The organism is Novosphingobium sp. LASN5T, assembly GCF_003856955.1.
GTDB lineage: Bacteria > Pseudomonadota > Alphaproteobacteria > Sphingomonadales > Sphingomonadaceae > Novosphingobium.
In genome coordinates this window covers 77,559-91,413 of sequence record NZ_RQSI01000018.1, presented here as the reverse complement: position 1 = coordinate 91,413, position 13,855 = coordinate 77,559, and the positions used below count along the sequence as shown (strand labels likewise).

Sequence of the window (13,855 nt, the reverse complement as noted above, 5' to 3'; positions counted from 1 at the left end):
CCTCCTCAGCTGGTCCAGGGACCGCCGAGGTTCGCAACCAATAAAATGCGCAGCAACTGCGCCCACTATCACGGGAATTCGGTGGCTACGCCGCGTTCCTGCGCATTACCGCGACCTCGCGATAAGCGATCTTATGCGCAGCTGCGCATAAGATCGTCCAGGCTTCTGCATAGGCATCGTAGACCGCGATCTGATCCTCGGTCAGGCAATGCTCGAGGATCTCATACTCGACACCGGCGAACGAAAGGGCCCGGGCCGTGTAGAGGCCGAGCGACTTGAGGTCCCGCGCGACGAGTTCCATCGCGGCGATGCCGCCGTCGCGAATGTCGGCAACGAAGGCCTCGCGATTGGCGAAGGCGGTCTCCGGACCCCAGAGCCCGAGGCGCGTCGCATAGGCCAGGTTGTTGACGTCGGACGCACCGGTTGCCGAGGCGTACAGCACGCGCGCCCGGGGCAGGAGGTTCTGCAGACGCACCCCGGCAATGCCTTGCTCCGATCCCTTGACCTTGCCCCGCGATCCTTCACCGCCGGCAGCGTTGGCCATGGCGTGCGCTTCGTCGAACACGATCACGCCGTCGAAATCCTCACCGGCCCAGGCGAGGATCTGGTCAAGGCGCGTTGCGTCGTTTCGACCCGAACGCAAGGTCGGATAGGTCACGAAGAGGATCCCCTCGCGCATCGCGATGGAGGTGCCGAGTTTCCAGGACGCCAGAGGTTGGATGTCAATCGGGAGGCCGCCAAGCGCAGCCCAGTCGCGCCGGGCATCTTCGAGCAACGCCTCGTTCTTCGAAATCCAGATATGGCGGCGTTCGCCGTGCACCCAGCGATCGAGAATGACGCTTGCGACCTGGCGGCCTTTACCAGCGCCGGTGCCATCCCCAAGGAAATAGCCCTGCCGGTAGGTATGTCCTTCCGCCGAAGCCTTGAGCGAACAGCCCTTGTCCTCGGGCTCGAACCGGCCGGGAAGATCGCGGCCGTGAGCGCTGGCGGCGTAGATTAGGGTCTCTGCCTGGGCATTCGATAGCAACCCTTTGGCGATAAGTCCGTCAGGCAGCTGCGGCACCGCGTCCGGCTTGGGTGCAGCGATCGACCCCATTGCGACTGACTCAACGAGGGGCGTCGGATGCTCGGCCGCGCCATCGATGACGATCCTGCTCGGGCGGTAGGGCAGATAGTGGCCAACCTGAGGGGCAAGCCACGCAGGGGTTTCGAGCGACTGATAGGTGAGCGACCCGATGGCGGAGGCTGGGGGCGTGATCCTGGCTGGTGTCGGCAGCGGCCTGCGCGGCACCGCCACCAGGCGAAACGGCGCACGAGCCGGGAGGCTCGATTGCTCGGGAACGGCATCCAAGATGGCGCGATCCGGCAAGGCATCGACAATATCGACCAGCTGGCGAAAGTCGTTTGTGCGGATGGCGACAGGCTCATTGGAGTCTTCCACCTTGTCGAAGACCAACAGCCGCGTGGTAATGCCGGTGCCCTGCCTGACGAACGCGCGTTCGACGGCGGCATTGAGCCTCAGCGAAACTGGCCCTTTCGCCCCGGCCAAAAACCGCACGCAGTCGAACCATTCAGGCATGATCGCGACAAGCCGCCCCCCGGACGCCAGACGGTTCCAGGCCGATCGCAGATGCCTCGCCCAAGTGCGGCCATCGTGGCCCCGCTCGATCCCGTGAGAATAGGGCGGGTTCATCAGCACGACGCTGGGGCTGATGGCCGGATCGAGCAATTCGTCGATCAGCTCGGCATCATGTCCAGTCACGCGGGCATCCGGGAATACCGCAGTCAGGCAGTCGCGGCGCAGCGGTGAAATTTCGTTCAGGACTAGGCGGGTGCCGGCTTTGGCGGCCCAGACCGCAAGCATCCCCGTTCCGGCCGAGGGTTCGAGCACGCGCTCGTCGGTACCCAGCGCGCAAGCCCGTGCGGCGAGCCAAGCAAGCCGCGGCGGCGTTGCAAACTGCTGCCATTCGATCTGCTCGTCGCTGCGATTGGTCTGGGTCGGAACTCGGGCAGCGAGGCCGCAGAAGAACTGATCCGCCTCGTCGATCGGGCTTGTGAGCTGGATCTGATCTGATGCTTGCAGGTGTTGAACCTGCGCCAACTCAAGCGCAGCGTGCGCATCACGGACTGACCATGCCCCGAGTGCATCGGTTCCGCCGAAGTGGTCCGTCATGATGCGGTTGATGTCGCTACGCGAAATCGCGCTGCCTGCTGCCAATTGCAACGCCATTGCTTTGGCTGCCGTCACGACAAGCGGCGGAGATGGTGGATCGAATGCGAAGGCGAGGGAAGAGTTGGACATGGGAAACCTCCTGACGAGGTCCTGCGTCTCGCAGGCCTCAATCAGCCGAAGGCCCCCTCCCCTCTGGCATGCTGATCAGGTTTCGCGAGCGAGCCTTGCCTTGAGTTCGTCATTCCAGTCGAAACCGGCGGACGCTGGCGCTCGCGACTGGATCACCCGGCATGACGCAGAATATGCCTTTAGGGCGCGCTGATTTGCGAGCTCGCCCCCTCGATCATTATCGATGAACAAATGAAGCTCGCGCACACTCTCCGGGATCGCGACGAGGCCGAACCGCTCGTTACCAAGCGTTGCCCAACAAGGGACGCCAAACATCTGCGTGGCTGACAGGGCGCTTTCGATACCTTCGGCAAGGCCCAACCGGCCTGCGGCCGGGGGGGCAAGTCTGACTGCACCACAGCCGAGACTTCCCAGTGCACGCTTGGGCCGATCGAAACCGGCGAGCTTTGCGTTCGGCGCGTCGAGAAATGTCCTGTGTATCGCGATTATGCCGATGTCAGTCGTGACCGCCGCCAACATGGCCGGCAGGAATTGGACAGCCCCGCGCGGCCCGAGGGGCGTTCGCTCGAGATAACGGAGCTGATCAGAGGCACGCAGGATCCCGCGCTGCGCGAGGTATCCTTCGGCAGGGCCGTCGGAGATCGCCGTCGCCGAGTGCCACAAACGCCGCGCGTTGGAAATGAAGGTCCTTTTTTCCTGTCGATTAGCGGTCACGGCACCAGAGCCATCAAACAGATCACGGCTGCGAACACCTTGGCGGTCGAGTGCGGCAATCACCTCATCATTCGAGCATCCCGCGAAGCAATGAAAAAGGATCGCTTTGCGCCCCAGTGTCACGCTAAGTGAGGGAGTGCGGTCGTCGTGCGCGGGGCAGCAGCACATGCCTTTGCCCCGACTCCATGTACCCTGAAGGCTTTCGACGATCGTGCGGGCGCGGCGTTCGAGTTGATGAACTTTGTCTAACGGGGGCATCGACCTTCTCCGGTTGAGGTGCCCTCCCCGCGCAGCCTCCGCTCTGCACTCGCGTCAATCCAATTTTCCTACATCGCTTGTTCTTTATATGTTCTAACTCGATTCGACTAGACAAGGATCGAGAAATGACAATCAGAACTCTCTTGATCGCAGGCATCGCGATCACTTCTGCTATCCCGGCCGGTGCTCAGGACATAGCAGCGCCAGCCACGAACGGCGCTGCGGCGATCCCATCCGAAGGCATTCGGATTGCGGAAGCATCAAACGGCTTTCAACTGGTCGAGCATGGGCTCTGGCGTTCCTCGCAGACCGCCCCAGCACCGCGCCTGTCAGTGACAGACGATGGCCGGGTCAACCTGCCATACAGATACGAACCCAATGCCAAGCCGGCCCGATCCGGGTTTCGGCGAGCAACCTACTTGCCTCACATCTATGCTGCGGAGGCGAAGTACTCATTGCCCGCGGGCCTGCTTGATGCGCTCGTATGGACAGAATCTCGTTACAACCCTTTCGCTGTCAGTCCTGCCGGTGCCGCGGGCCTTGGGCAGCTGATGCCCGCTACGGCAAAAGAGCTTGGGGTCTCCAATCGCTTCGATCCAATGGCCAACATCTTCGGCGCAGCGCGATACCTGCGGCAGATGCTCGACAGGTTTGGCGTGGTCCACCTCGCGGTAGCTGCGTACAATGCAGGTCCCGGCGCCGTTGAGCGTGCTGGCGGTATACCGCGGAATGGCGAGACGCCGGGATATGTACGCAATGTGCTGCAAAGCTGGAGGTTCTAGCCCACTGAGTATTCGCCGCCGCCAGCATCAGGGTGCGCGCGTGGTAATACGTCGATTAACGCGACGGATAATCCAGGAGCTTTCGCGGAGCTGGAAAGCTCTCGAACAGCATCTTGGCCCATTCCTCCGCAATCTCACGGCGGCGGTCAAGAAACGCTGCACGATTGTAGGCCCCTTCCGAACCTGAAACGCCCTCAGGTATATGTGCCAACATCAAATCGATCACATGACGATCACTCGCTGTACCGTTCCGCTCTGCCCATTCGTTCATGATAGTCGAGAACGATGCGCGCCAGCCGTGAGGTACATGTCTGCCCTGATATCCGCACCGATTGTAAAAGTAGCTCAATGTGTTTTCGCTCATTGGGATGCGGGCATTTCTGTTACTCGGAAACACAAGCGGCCCGCGCCCAGTCAGCTGCTTTGCTGCACGAAGCACAGCAACAGCCTCCGGTGCGAGCGGTACAAGGTGCTCGTACCCCTCTTCAATTTTCTTCTCGCTAGAGAGTTTCATGTGCCCGGCGGGTATCCGCCAGATTGCACCTGGACACGGTTCATCGTTGTTCCAATTGATATTTTCAAGTTCCGTCCAAGCCATTGATCGGACTGAGCCAAGCCTTTGGGCAGTCAAGGCTACATATCGCGAAGCCAGTTTCGTAAGCGGCGATGCAAACTCGATCTCTGTCTTGCGGATCATGTCATGCAAGCCGTCCATATCAAGGATTGCAGGTCGCTTTCGGCCGCGCGGAACCGGTTTCAGGGCCTTACCCACCACCGCTGCCGGATCCCTCGTGGAAAGCCCCTCGGCAATAGCATGGACGAAAACAGCCGACATTCTCGTGCGAACGCGGTGCGCAGTTTCGATCGCGCCTCGACGTTCGATTTTCCTCAGGACGGTCAGCACTACCGGCTCATCGATCTCCGACACGGGAAGGACGCCGATCCACGGAAAAACTTCCTTTTCCAGGCTCGAGATTACATCTTTCGAGTGAACTGGTGTCCAACGGTCCTGTTGTAGAGCGAACCAATTCCGAGCTGTCAGCTCAAAGGTGTTTGAAGCAACAACGGTTCTGGCGATCGCAGCCTTCTTCGCCTCAATGCCCGGGTCCTTCCCTTCGGCCAGCAGCTTACGCGCTTCGAGCTTCCGGTCGCGCGCCTGTTTCAATGACATCTCAGGGTAAGCCCCGAGAACGAGCCTCCGTTCCTTGCCCGCAAAACGATACTTCAGGCGCCAGCTCCGCCGACCTGACTTCGCGACAAACAGGTACAGACCCTCGGAATCGGAAAGCTTGTAATCCTTCTCCTTTGCCTTCGCCTGCCGAACCGCCAGTTCACTGAGCATCTGTGCCCCCAATTCTGCCATTCGATGCCCCCAAAAATGCCCCCGATCGATACGGACGCACATGGAAACATCGAAACAAATCAAGAACAATCTATAGTGCAAAATGTCTAAGAATCAAGGAAAACCGGGGATTCTTGGACGCTTGGGGATGAGTGGCTGGCGGAGAGGGTGGGATTCGAACCCACGGTACGGTTGCCCGTACACCGCATTTCGAGTGCGGCGCATTCGACCACTCTGCCACCTCTCCATGAAGCGCCAAGGGACGGTTTAGAAAGCCGCCCGGTCGAGGAAGCGCGCCGTTAGCGCATGGATTGGGGCTTGCCAAGCAGAAAGATGACGCAATGCACAAGGGCTCGCTTGTTTCGCCCTGCGCCGCGCCCTATATTGCTGCCATGCCCCATATTCCCTCCATGGACACGGATCAGGCCCGCTACTTTTCGCAGCAGGCCGGTCGGCATGTTTCGGCGCCTCACGTCGCCACGGCGCGCTTCGCGATCGGTGATGTCGTGAAGCACCGGCTGTTCGATTTCCGCGGCGTGATCTTCGATATCGACCCGGTCTTCGCCAACAGCGACGAATGGTATGAATCCATCCCGGCCGACATGCGCCCGCCGCGCGACCAGCCATTTTATCATCTCCTCGCCGAAAACGAGGAGAGCAGTTACGTGGCCTATGTCAGCCAGCAGAACCTGATGGCCGATCCCGACACCGGACCGGTGGAGCACCCTTCGCTCGACGAGATGTTCGATGGCTATCGCAACGGCCGCTATCGCCTGCGCCGGAGCCTTTCCCACTAAGTGGTTCGACGGGGGCGGGCTGGCGCATCGGCGCCTCGCTCGCGTTCCCCCGTCGACGTCAGCTTTTCAGCTTCCAGCCTGACCGCAGCAGCGCATACGTGACGCCCGCCAGCGCTACGTTCAGCACGCCCAGGCCAATCGCGCCGTGCAGCACGGCAAGGTTGCTGTCGCCAATGTCGCTTTCCCCAAGGAAGCCGAAGCGGAAACCGGAAATCACATAGAAGATCGGATTGACCCGGCTGATCGCCTGGAACGCGGGGGCCAGCCGATCGATCACGTAGAACGTGCCCGAAAGCATCGACATCGGCGTGATGATGAAATTGGTGACCGCCGCGTTGTGATCGAACTTTTCCGCCCACATCGAGGTCAGCACGCCGATGAGCGCCAGCAGCGTTGCGCCCATCAGCCCGAACCACACGATCGCCCAGGGGTGCTTTGCCTCCAGATGCACGCCCGGCCACAGCATCATCGCCGCCGTCACGGCAAGGCCGACCAGGACGGCGCGCGTAACCGCCGCGCCGACCAGCGCCAGCAGCAGTTCTCCTTCGGAAACCGGCGGCATCAGATAGTCGATGATCGTGCCCTGGATCTTGCCGGCAAGGAAGCTGAAGCTCGAATTGGCGAAGGCATTGTTGATCATGCCCATGGCGATCAGGCCCGGCGCCACGAAGCTGGCGAACGGCACGCCCAGCACCACGCGCCCTCCACCGCCAAGGGCGAGCGTGAAGATCGCCAGATACAACAAGGTGGTGACGGCCGGCGCCCAGATCGTCTGGGTCTGCACCTTGAAGAACCGCCGCACCTCCTTCATATAGAGGGTCCACAATCCCAGCCGGTTGAAACCGCGGAAAATCGGTTGCCCAGGTTGCGGAAAGCTGCCGTGATACCGGTTGTCGTCCCCTGCGCGGGACGTGATTTGATCTGCCATGGCAGATGCGGTATCGCGCCAGCCTGCCTCTGACAAGGGCTGGCGGCAACGGCGTGACAAAGCTGGCACGGGGGCGTCCCCGCGTTGGAGAACACGATTGGGCGCCGATGGCGGAAACGCGGATCGCGCAAGGTTTTATACGAAGGATTGGCACGGGCATGAGCTGGACCGAAGAGCGGATCGAGAAGCTGACGAAGATGTGGGAAGGCGGCGCAACCGCCAGCCAGATCGCCGAGGAACTCGGTGGCGTCAGCCGCAATGCCGTGATCGGCAAGGCCCATCGCCTGGGGCTGAAGGCGCGGCCGTCGCCGGTGAAGGCGAATGAAAAGGCCGAGGCTCCTTCGACGCCCAAGGTCGTCCGCCCGGCATCGGCCGAACCGCGTGCCGCCGCGCCGGCGCCGCGCCCCGCTGCCGTCGCTCCGCCCAGCGCTCCCGTCGCCGCAGCCGCTCCGGCTCCGCGTCCTGCGCCAGCCGCGCCCGCCGGTGCCACGCCAGACGCGCCTGCAGCTCCCGCCGCTCCCCAACCACGGATCGTGTCGGTCGGCCCCGGAGGCTTCCTGCGCCAGGGCCCTGGCGATCAGCAGGCCCCGATTCCGCCGGCCCCGCCCCGCCGGCTCGTTCCCGCCCGCCCCAGCCCCGAAGTGGCGGAAAAGACCAGCCTGCTCGACCTGAACGATCGCATCTGCCGCTGGCCAATGGGCCATCCGGGCGAGCCCGATTTCCATTTCTGTGGCGAGAAAGTGAACCCCGGCTTCCCCTATTGCGTCGAGCATTGCGGACGCGCCTATCAGGCGCAGCTTCCGCGTGGGCATCGCCGTCCGCCGCCGCCCATGCCATTCGGCGGTCCGCGGGTGCGCTAACCTTCAGGAACCGCATTCTTCCGATGCGGTGGCGGAATCAGGGAAATCCGCATCGGAGGGATTAACTATAGCGCGATCCCGCCGTCCTGTGGGGCATGACCGATCATGACCCCAGCTTCCCCCGTAAGGCGCGATGGTTGGCCTGGCTTGGCCTTGCCCATGAAGAGCATGCTGATGCTTCCTCGACCGGATCGCACCCGGAAGAAGGCGCGGCGCACTTCTATCGCGATCCGACCCCGCAGGAAGTCTGGCTGCCCGCCAAGCGGCGAATGCTGGGCAAGATCACCGATTTCCTGATCGATCATGATCTCGATGTCCTGCCGTTCACGCTGGGCGTCGCCTATGACTGCGTCACGGGCGCGAGCCCCCGCCTGGCGCAATTGATCCTCGAACGCACCGAAGCCGGTCAGCTGGTGAACCTGCGCTGGCTGGAAGAAGTCGCGCGCGAGCACGACAACGACAAGAGCACCGAAGTGCTCACCTCGCTGATGAACCGTCTCGAGCGGAGCCTCGACGAGCTGGGTGAGACAACGGCGGGCGCGCGGTCGGCGACCAGCGAATACAATAGCGCCCTGCGCGAGCACTTTGACGAACTCGAGGAAGCGAGCGAAACCAACGCCGTCATCTCGCGCCTGGCGAAGCTGACCGAAGCGATGATCGACCGCACGCACCAGATCGAGAAGCAGCTGAGCGAAAGCGAACAGCGCACGCGCGAACTGCAGCGGACGCTGGACGAAACGCGCCAGGTGGCCAATCACGACCACTTGACCGGCCTGCCCAATCGCCGCGCGTTCGAACATCTCCTGGAGCGCGAATATCGCGAAGCGCTGGCATCCGGCGAGGCGCTGGCCATCGCCTTCTGCGACATCGACCACTTCAAGCGGATAAACGACGTACACGGCCACCCGGCCGGAGATCGCGTGCTGAAGTTCGTCGCGGAATCGCTCGACAAGATTTCGGATGCGCGCTGCTATGTCGCGCGGCACGGCGGCGAGGAATTCGCGGTGCTGTTCCGCGGCATCACGGTGGAAAAGGCCTTCAGGAAACTCGACGCGACGCGTGAGGAAATCGCGCAGCGCCGGCTCGTCAACCGCGTTACCGACCTGCCCTTCGGCAGCGTGACCTTCTCCGCCGGCTTGGCGGACCTGTTCTCCTACGCCGACAAGAGCGCGGCGCTGAAGGCAGCCGACGAAGCGCTCTATGTCGCCAAGGAAAGCGGTCGCAACCAGATCGTCATCGCGCGCGGCGGCGGCCACGGGTTCGAAGCCGCGGCCTGACGATCGGCTTCAGCCGGAAGGACAAGGGGCGTTCAACGGCGACGGCATCTTTGTGCCAAATCGTGTCTGGTTAACATCAAATTGTGTCTCGCGTTTGCAACAGGTTGCCACGAGCTTCACGCGCAACGGTCTTTTGCGTTGCAAAATTGCCGTCTTTCCCAGCAAAATCATATATCCAAAGTTTCAGAGGCAACCATGAAAACCCATCTCAACGCCCTGGCCAGTGGACTGGCCCGGTCCGCCATTGCTGCCGCCTTGCTGGCTCCCGCTGCCGCGTTTGCGCAGGAGGCGCCACAGACGGCGGCCGAAAACGGTGCAACCGAAGCGGCCCAGCCGGAAATCGTGGTGACCGGATCGCGCCTGCGCCGCACGACGGACTACGCGACCGCCAGCCCTACCGTATCGCTCGGCTCGCAACTCCTGCAGCAGTCCGGCACCACCAACCTCACCGACTTCCTCACCGGCCTGCCCGCGCTGGTTGGCTCGTCGACGTCGCGCGACAACTCGGGCGATCGCGCCGGCATCGGCACGACCGGTCTCAACCTGCTCAACTTGCGCAATCTGGGTGTCGATCGCACGCTGGTGCTGGTTGACGGCCGCCGCCATGTCTCGGGCCTCGAAGGTTCGCAGGCGGTAGACATTAACACCATTCCCGAAGACCTGATCGATCGGATCGACGTGCTCACCGGCGGCGCTTCCGCCGTCTATGGCGCCGATGGCGTCACCGGCGTGGTCAACTTCGTGCTCAAGAAGAACTTCGAGGGCATCACCGCGCGCGCGCAGGCCGGCATCAGCAAATACGGCGATGCCGGAAACAGGCTGATCGGCATCACGGCTGGCCACAATTTCGCGGGCGGACGTGGCAATATCTCGATCGCCTACGAATATGGCGGAGAGGATCGGCTGAATTCCCGACAGCGGCCCGAACTGAGCGGCACGGATGCCGTGAGCTTCGTGCGCAATCCCAACTACGTGGCGGGCCAGCCTGGCTCCTACTCCCGCATACCAATGAAGGATGTCCGCTATCAGTGGACCGCCCGCGGCGGGGCGGTGGATGTCGATTTCGATGGCGTTCCCGACTTCAACGGCGATGGACGGCCCTACAATCTCGGAACCGCAATTCCCGGCGGCTATTCGGTCGGCAGCGACGACACGCTGGTTTCCGACTATCGCAACGACCTGCGCCCTTCCACCAACCGCCACGTCGTCAACCTGCTCGGCCACTTCGACGTGTCCGACAAGCTGCAACTGTTCGGCGAGGTCAAGTACGCCAACGTCAAGGCCTATTCGCTGGCCCAGCCTACGTTCGACTATTACCTGTTCGTGCCGGAGGACAACCCCTACATCCCGGCCGCGATCAAGTCGGCGATCGATCCGGCAAACGGCGGCGTGCTCGTCACGCGCGACAATTTCGACCTTGGCCAGCGCGGCGAAAGCATCAAGCGCGAAACCTGGCGGACCGTGGTCGGCGCGCGGGGCGATCTGAACGAAAGCCTGCACTACGAAGTCAGCTATGTCTTCGGGCAGACCAACGTTACCAACCATTACGTCAACGATCGGTACACCGACCGGTTCATGGCCGCGATCGATGCCGTGGACGACGGCACCGGCAAGATCACCTGCCGGGTCAATCTCGATCCTACGGCGGCGCCGGCCATCACGTTCAAGCCCGGCGCATGCGTACCGTTCAACCTGTTCGGCGAAGGCAAGTCCTCGCAGGCCGCGCTGGATTTCATCCACGCCAATACCACCGAGCATTCGCGCATCACGCAGCATGTGGTGAACGGCTTCGTCAGTGGCGATACGCGCAGCTTCTTCTCGCTTCCGGGCGGCCCGGTCGGCTTCGTGCTGGGCGGCGAATACCGCAAGGAAAGCTCGCGCTTCGACCCCGATCCGCTGGAAGTGCAGGGCCTGACGTTCTCGAACGTGCTGAACCCCAGCCGCGGATCGTTCGACGTGAAGGAAGGCTTCGCGGAAATCGATGTTCCGGTGTTCAAGGACCGGCCCTTCTTCCAGACGCTCGATTTCAGCGCGGCGGTGCGCCTGTCGGACTATTCGTCGATCGGGCACACCACCACCTGGAAGTTCGACGGCAACTGGGCACCGGTGCGCGACATCCGCTTCCGCGGTACCATCTCGCAAGCCGTTCGCGCGCCGAACATCTCGGAACTCTACGGCGCATCATCGCAGACTTTCGCGTTCTTCGATGATCCCTGCATCGTCGCCAACCGTTCGGCGGGCACGTCAAGCCGCGCGGCCAACTGCCAGGCTATCCTGTCGCAAGCCGGGCTGACGCCGGCGCAGATCGCCGCGTTCGATGATACGCGATCGACCAACATCGCGGGAACGCAGGGTGGCAACTCGGGCCTGCGTGCTGAAGTCGCGCGGACGTGGACGGCCGGTGTCGTGCTGACTCCGCGCTTCGTGCCGGGCCTGCAGGTGTCGTTCGACTGGTACGACATCAAGCTGAAGCAAGCGATCAACACGGTCGAAGCGCAGCAGCTTGCCGAACTGTGCGTCGACCAGCCGACGATCAACAACCAGTTCTGCTCCGCGATCCATCGCGCCAGCGGCACCGGCCTGATCGACGACTTCACGCTGCAGCCCCAGAACGTCGCGAATTTCCGCACTTCCGGCCTCGACGTGAACCTGAATTACCGCTTCGCGGTGAAGAAGATCGGCGCGTTCGAGCTGAAGCTGATCGGCAGCTATCTCAACAAGCTGAGCACCATCGGCACGCCGGGCGCCGAGCCGACCGACGAGCGTGGACAGGCTTACTATTACTCGCCCAAGTACCAGCTCTATGCGAGCGCGACCTATTCCACGGGCCGCTTCGCGTTCAACTACAACATGTCTTGGTGGGACAAGACGCTGCGCTACACGCTGGTGCAGCAGGCAAACAACCCCAACTACGTCGCGCCGGAATACAAGTATTTCAAGCCGCGCGCCGTTCATAACATCTACGCCAGCGTCGATGTGCAGAAGAACTTCCAGTTCTACGGCGGGATCAGCAACCTGTTCAACCAGAAGCCTGACCTCGGATCAATCCTCTATCCGACCGAGGACATCGGCACGTCGTTCTATGCCGGCGCGCGCGTGAAGTTCTGACCATGTCCGGGGAGGAGGATGCCCTGCACCACGCAGGGCATCCTTCCCGGGCGGCCTTGCCAAACTGCAGGGGCCGCTCCCCGCATCCGGCCTGTCACGGGCGGCAAACGAAAAAGGCCCCGCCATCGGCGGGGCCTTTTCTTTTCGGTCCGCGGCTGCGGAACGGTATCAGCGCAGCGAGACGACGTTGTCCGAAACGCGCGGATCGCGCCGGTCGCCACGATACTGGCTGGCCATCGGTTCGTCCGACACCTCGAACACCTCGGTCGCGCCGAAGCCGTTAAACGCGGTCTTCATCGCCGCGCCATAAGCCCCGAGCATACCGATCTCGATGTAGTCGCCCGCCTTGATATCCGCCGGCAGTTCGAACGGACCGTCCATGTGGTCCATGTCGTCGCAAGTCGGGCCATAGAAGCTGAACGGCACGAATTCGTCCGAAGCCTCTTCGCGCAGCAGCTTCACCGGAAAGCGCCAGCCGACATGCGCGGCATCGAACAGCGCGCCATAGGCGCCATCGTTGATGTACAGCTCGTCTCCGCGGCGCTTTTCGACGCGCACGATCATCGAGTTGTATTCCGCGCAGAGCGCCCGGCCCGGCTCGCACCACAGTTCGGCCGAATAGGACACCGGCAGCGATTCATACGTGCGGTCGATCACGCCGAAGTAGTCCTCCAGCGGCGGCGGCTCCATGCCCGGATAGATCGACGGGAAACCGCCGCCCACGTCGATGATATCGACGAGGACCGAGGCATCGACGATCGCCGCGCGCGCCTTTTCCAAAGCCTGCACATAGGCATGGGGGCTCATCGCCTGGCTGCCCACGTGGAAGCACACGCCCAGCGAATCCGCCGCCTGGCGCGTGGCCTGGAGCAATTCCGCCGCATCGGCCAGATCACAACCGAACTTCGAGGCAAGGCTCAGTTCCGAATATTCCGACGACACGCGCAGCCGCACGCACAGCGTGAGGTCTTCGGCCGCGTTACCGGCGTCGTCAGCCGTGGCCGCCTTGATCTTCTCCAGTTCCTCGAGCGAATCGAGGCTGAACACGCGCACGCCATGATCGCGATAAGCCTCGCGGATCGCGCCGGGTGCCTTGACCGGATGCATGAAGCACAGCGTGGCTTCGGGCAGCGTCGTGCGCACCAGCCGTGCCTCGGTGATCGAGGCAACGTCATAGTGCGTCACGCCGGTATCCCACAGCACGCGCAGCAGCTCGGGCGAAGGATTCGCCTTCACCGCATAGAGCGACTTGCCCGGAAACTTCTCGACAAAGAAGCGGGCAGCGCGCGCAGCGGCGTGCGGGCGATTCAGAATGGCGGGTTGGTCAGGCGCCGAGGCGCCAACTACAGCCAGTGCGTCAGGATAGATGTGCAACTCAAGGGACCCCCAAACGGAACAGTTGAACAAAGCTGCCTTGCGGTTTGGAAGTCCCCATGGGGCAGCGAGAGGGGGTACATAAGGCTACCGTTGTGAACTTCAAGTGAAAA

Annotated in this window: 10 protein-coding genes and 1 tRNA gene; 5 read left to right on the top strand and 6 right to left on the bottom strand. The window is 62.5% G+C overall.

Features of this window, described 5'->3' with window-relative positions; translation table 11 throughout:
- Positions 1-85: 85 nt before the first annotated feature.
- Together EH199_RS13545 and EH199_RS13540 are read right to left on the bottom strand one after the other, a co-directional pair.
- Positions 86-2,302: a strawberry notch-like NTP hydrolase domain-containing protein gene (locus EH199_RS13545; protein WP_124809824.1), complete on the bottom strand. Its 2,217-nt coding sequence runs from the start codon at positions 2,300-2,302 to the stop codon at positions 86-88.
- Between the two features lie 75 nt (positions 2,303-2,377).
- The gene (locus tag EH199_RS13540) at positions 2,378-3,274 is read right to left on the bottom strand and encodes a toprim domain-containing protein (RefSeq protein WP_124809823.1); all 897 of its coding nucleotides are present in this window, start codon (positions 3,272-3,274) and stop codon (positions 2,378-2,380) included.
- Between the two features lie 125 nt (positions 3,275-3,399).
- On the opposite strand from EH199_RS13540, the gene EH199_RS13535 reads away from it, so the two are divergent.
- Entirely contained in the window at positions 3,400-4,056 is a 657-nt protein-coding gene (locus EH199_RS13535) for a lytic transglycosylase domain-containing protein (RefSeq protein WP_124809822.1), read from the top strand.
- Between the two features lie 55 nt (positions 4,057-4,111).
- On the opposite strand, the gene EH199_RS13530 is transcribed toward EH199_RS13535, so the two are convergent.
- Together EH199_RS13530 and EH199_RS13525 are read right to left on the bottom strand one after the other, a co-directional pair.
- Complete coding sequence (locus EH199_RS13530; RefSeq protein WP_223806662.1) at positions 4,112-5,482, bottom strand: integrase arm-type DNA-binding domain-containing protein; 1,371 nt, start codon at positions 5,480-5,482, stop codon at positions 4,112-4,114.
- A 73-nt stretch (positions 5,483-5,555) separates the two neighbouring features.
- A tRNA-Ser gene (locus EH199_RS13525) sits at positions 5,556-5,645 on the bottom strand.
- 163 nt (positions 5,646-5,808) lie between these two features.
- On the opposite strand from EH199_RS13525, the gene hspQ reads away from it, so the two are divergent.
- Positions 5,809-6,195: a heat shock protein HspQ gene (gene hspQ, locus EH199_RS13520; protein WP_124809830.1), complete on the top strand. Its 387-nt coding sequence runs from the start codon at positions 5,809-5,811 to the stop codon at positions 6,193-6,195.
- Between the two features lie 58 nt (positions 6,196-6,253).
- On the opposite strand, the gene EH199_RS13515 is transcribed toward hspQ, so the two are convergent.
- Positions 6,254-7,123 (bottom strand): ABC transporter permease, encoded by an 870-nt coding sequence (locus EH199_RS13515; protein WP_124809821.1) that lies wholly within the window; start codon positions 7,121-7,123, stop codon positions 6,254-6,256.
- Between the two features lie 158 nt (positions 7,124-7,281).
- Between EH199_RS13515 and EH199_RS13510 the strand changes: the two genes are divergently transcribed.
- From EH199_RS13510 to EH199_RS13500, 3 genes are all read left to right on the top strand, one after another.
- Positions 7,282-7,983, top strand: coding sequence for a GcrA family cell cycle regulator (locus EH199_RS13510; protein WP_124809820.1), 702 nt, complete (start codon positions 7,282-7,284; stop codon positions 7,981-7,983).
- Between the two features lie 137 nt (positions 7,984-8,120).
- Positions 8,121-9,260 carry a diguanylate cyclase gene (locus EH199_RS13505; protein ID WP_223806660.1) on the top strand — a complete coding sequence of 380 codons (1,140 nt, stop codon included), beginning with the start codon at positions 8,121-8,123 and terminating at the stop codon, positions 9,258-9,260.
- Between the two features lie 195 nt (positions 9,261-9,455).
- Positions 9,456-12,368, top strand: a complete 2,913-nt coding sequence (locus tag EH199_RS13500) for a TonB-dependent siderophore receptor (RefSeq protein ID WP_124809818.1) — start codon at positions 9,456-9,458, stop codon at positions 12,366-12,368.
- Between the two features lie 168 nt (positions 12,369-12,536).
- Here EH199_RS13500 and EH199_RS13495 read toward each other — a convergent pair whose 3' ends face one another.
- Positions 12,537-13,742, bottom strand: a complete 1,206-nt coding sequence (locus EH199_RS13495; protein ID WP_124809817.1) for a type III PLP-dependent enzyme — start codon at positions 13,740-13,742, stop codon at positions 12,537-12,539.
- Positions 13,743-13,855 lie beyond the last annotated feature (113 nt).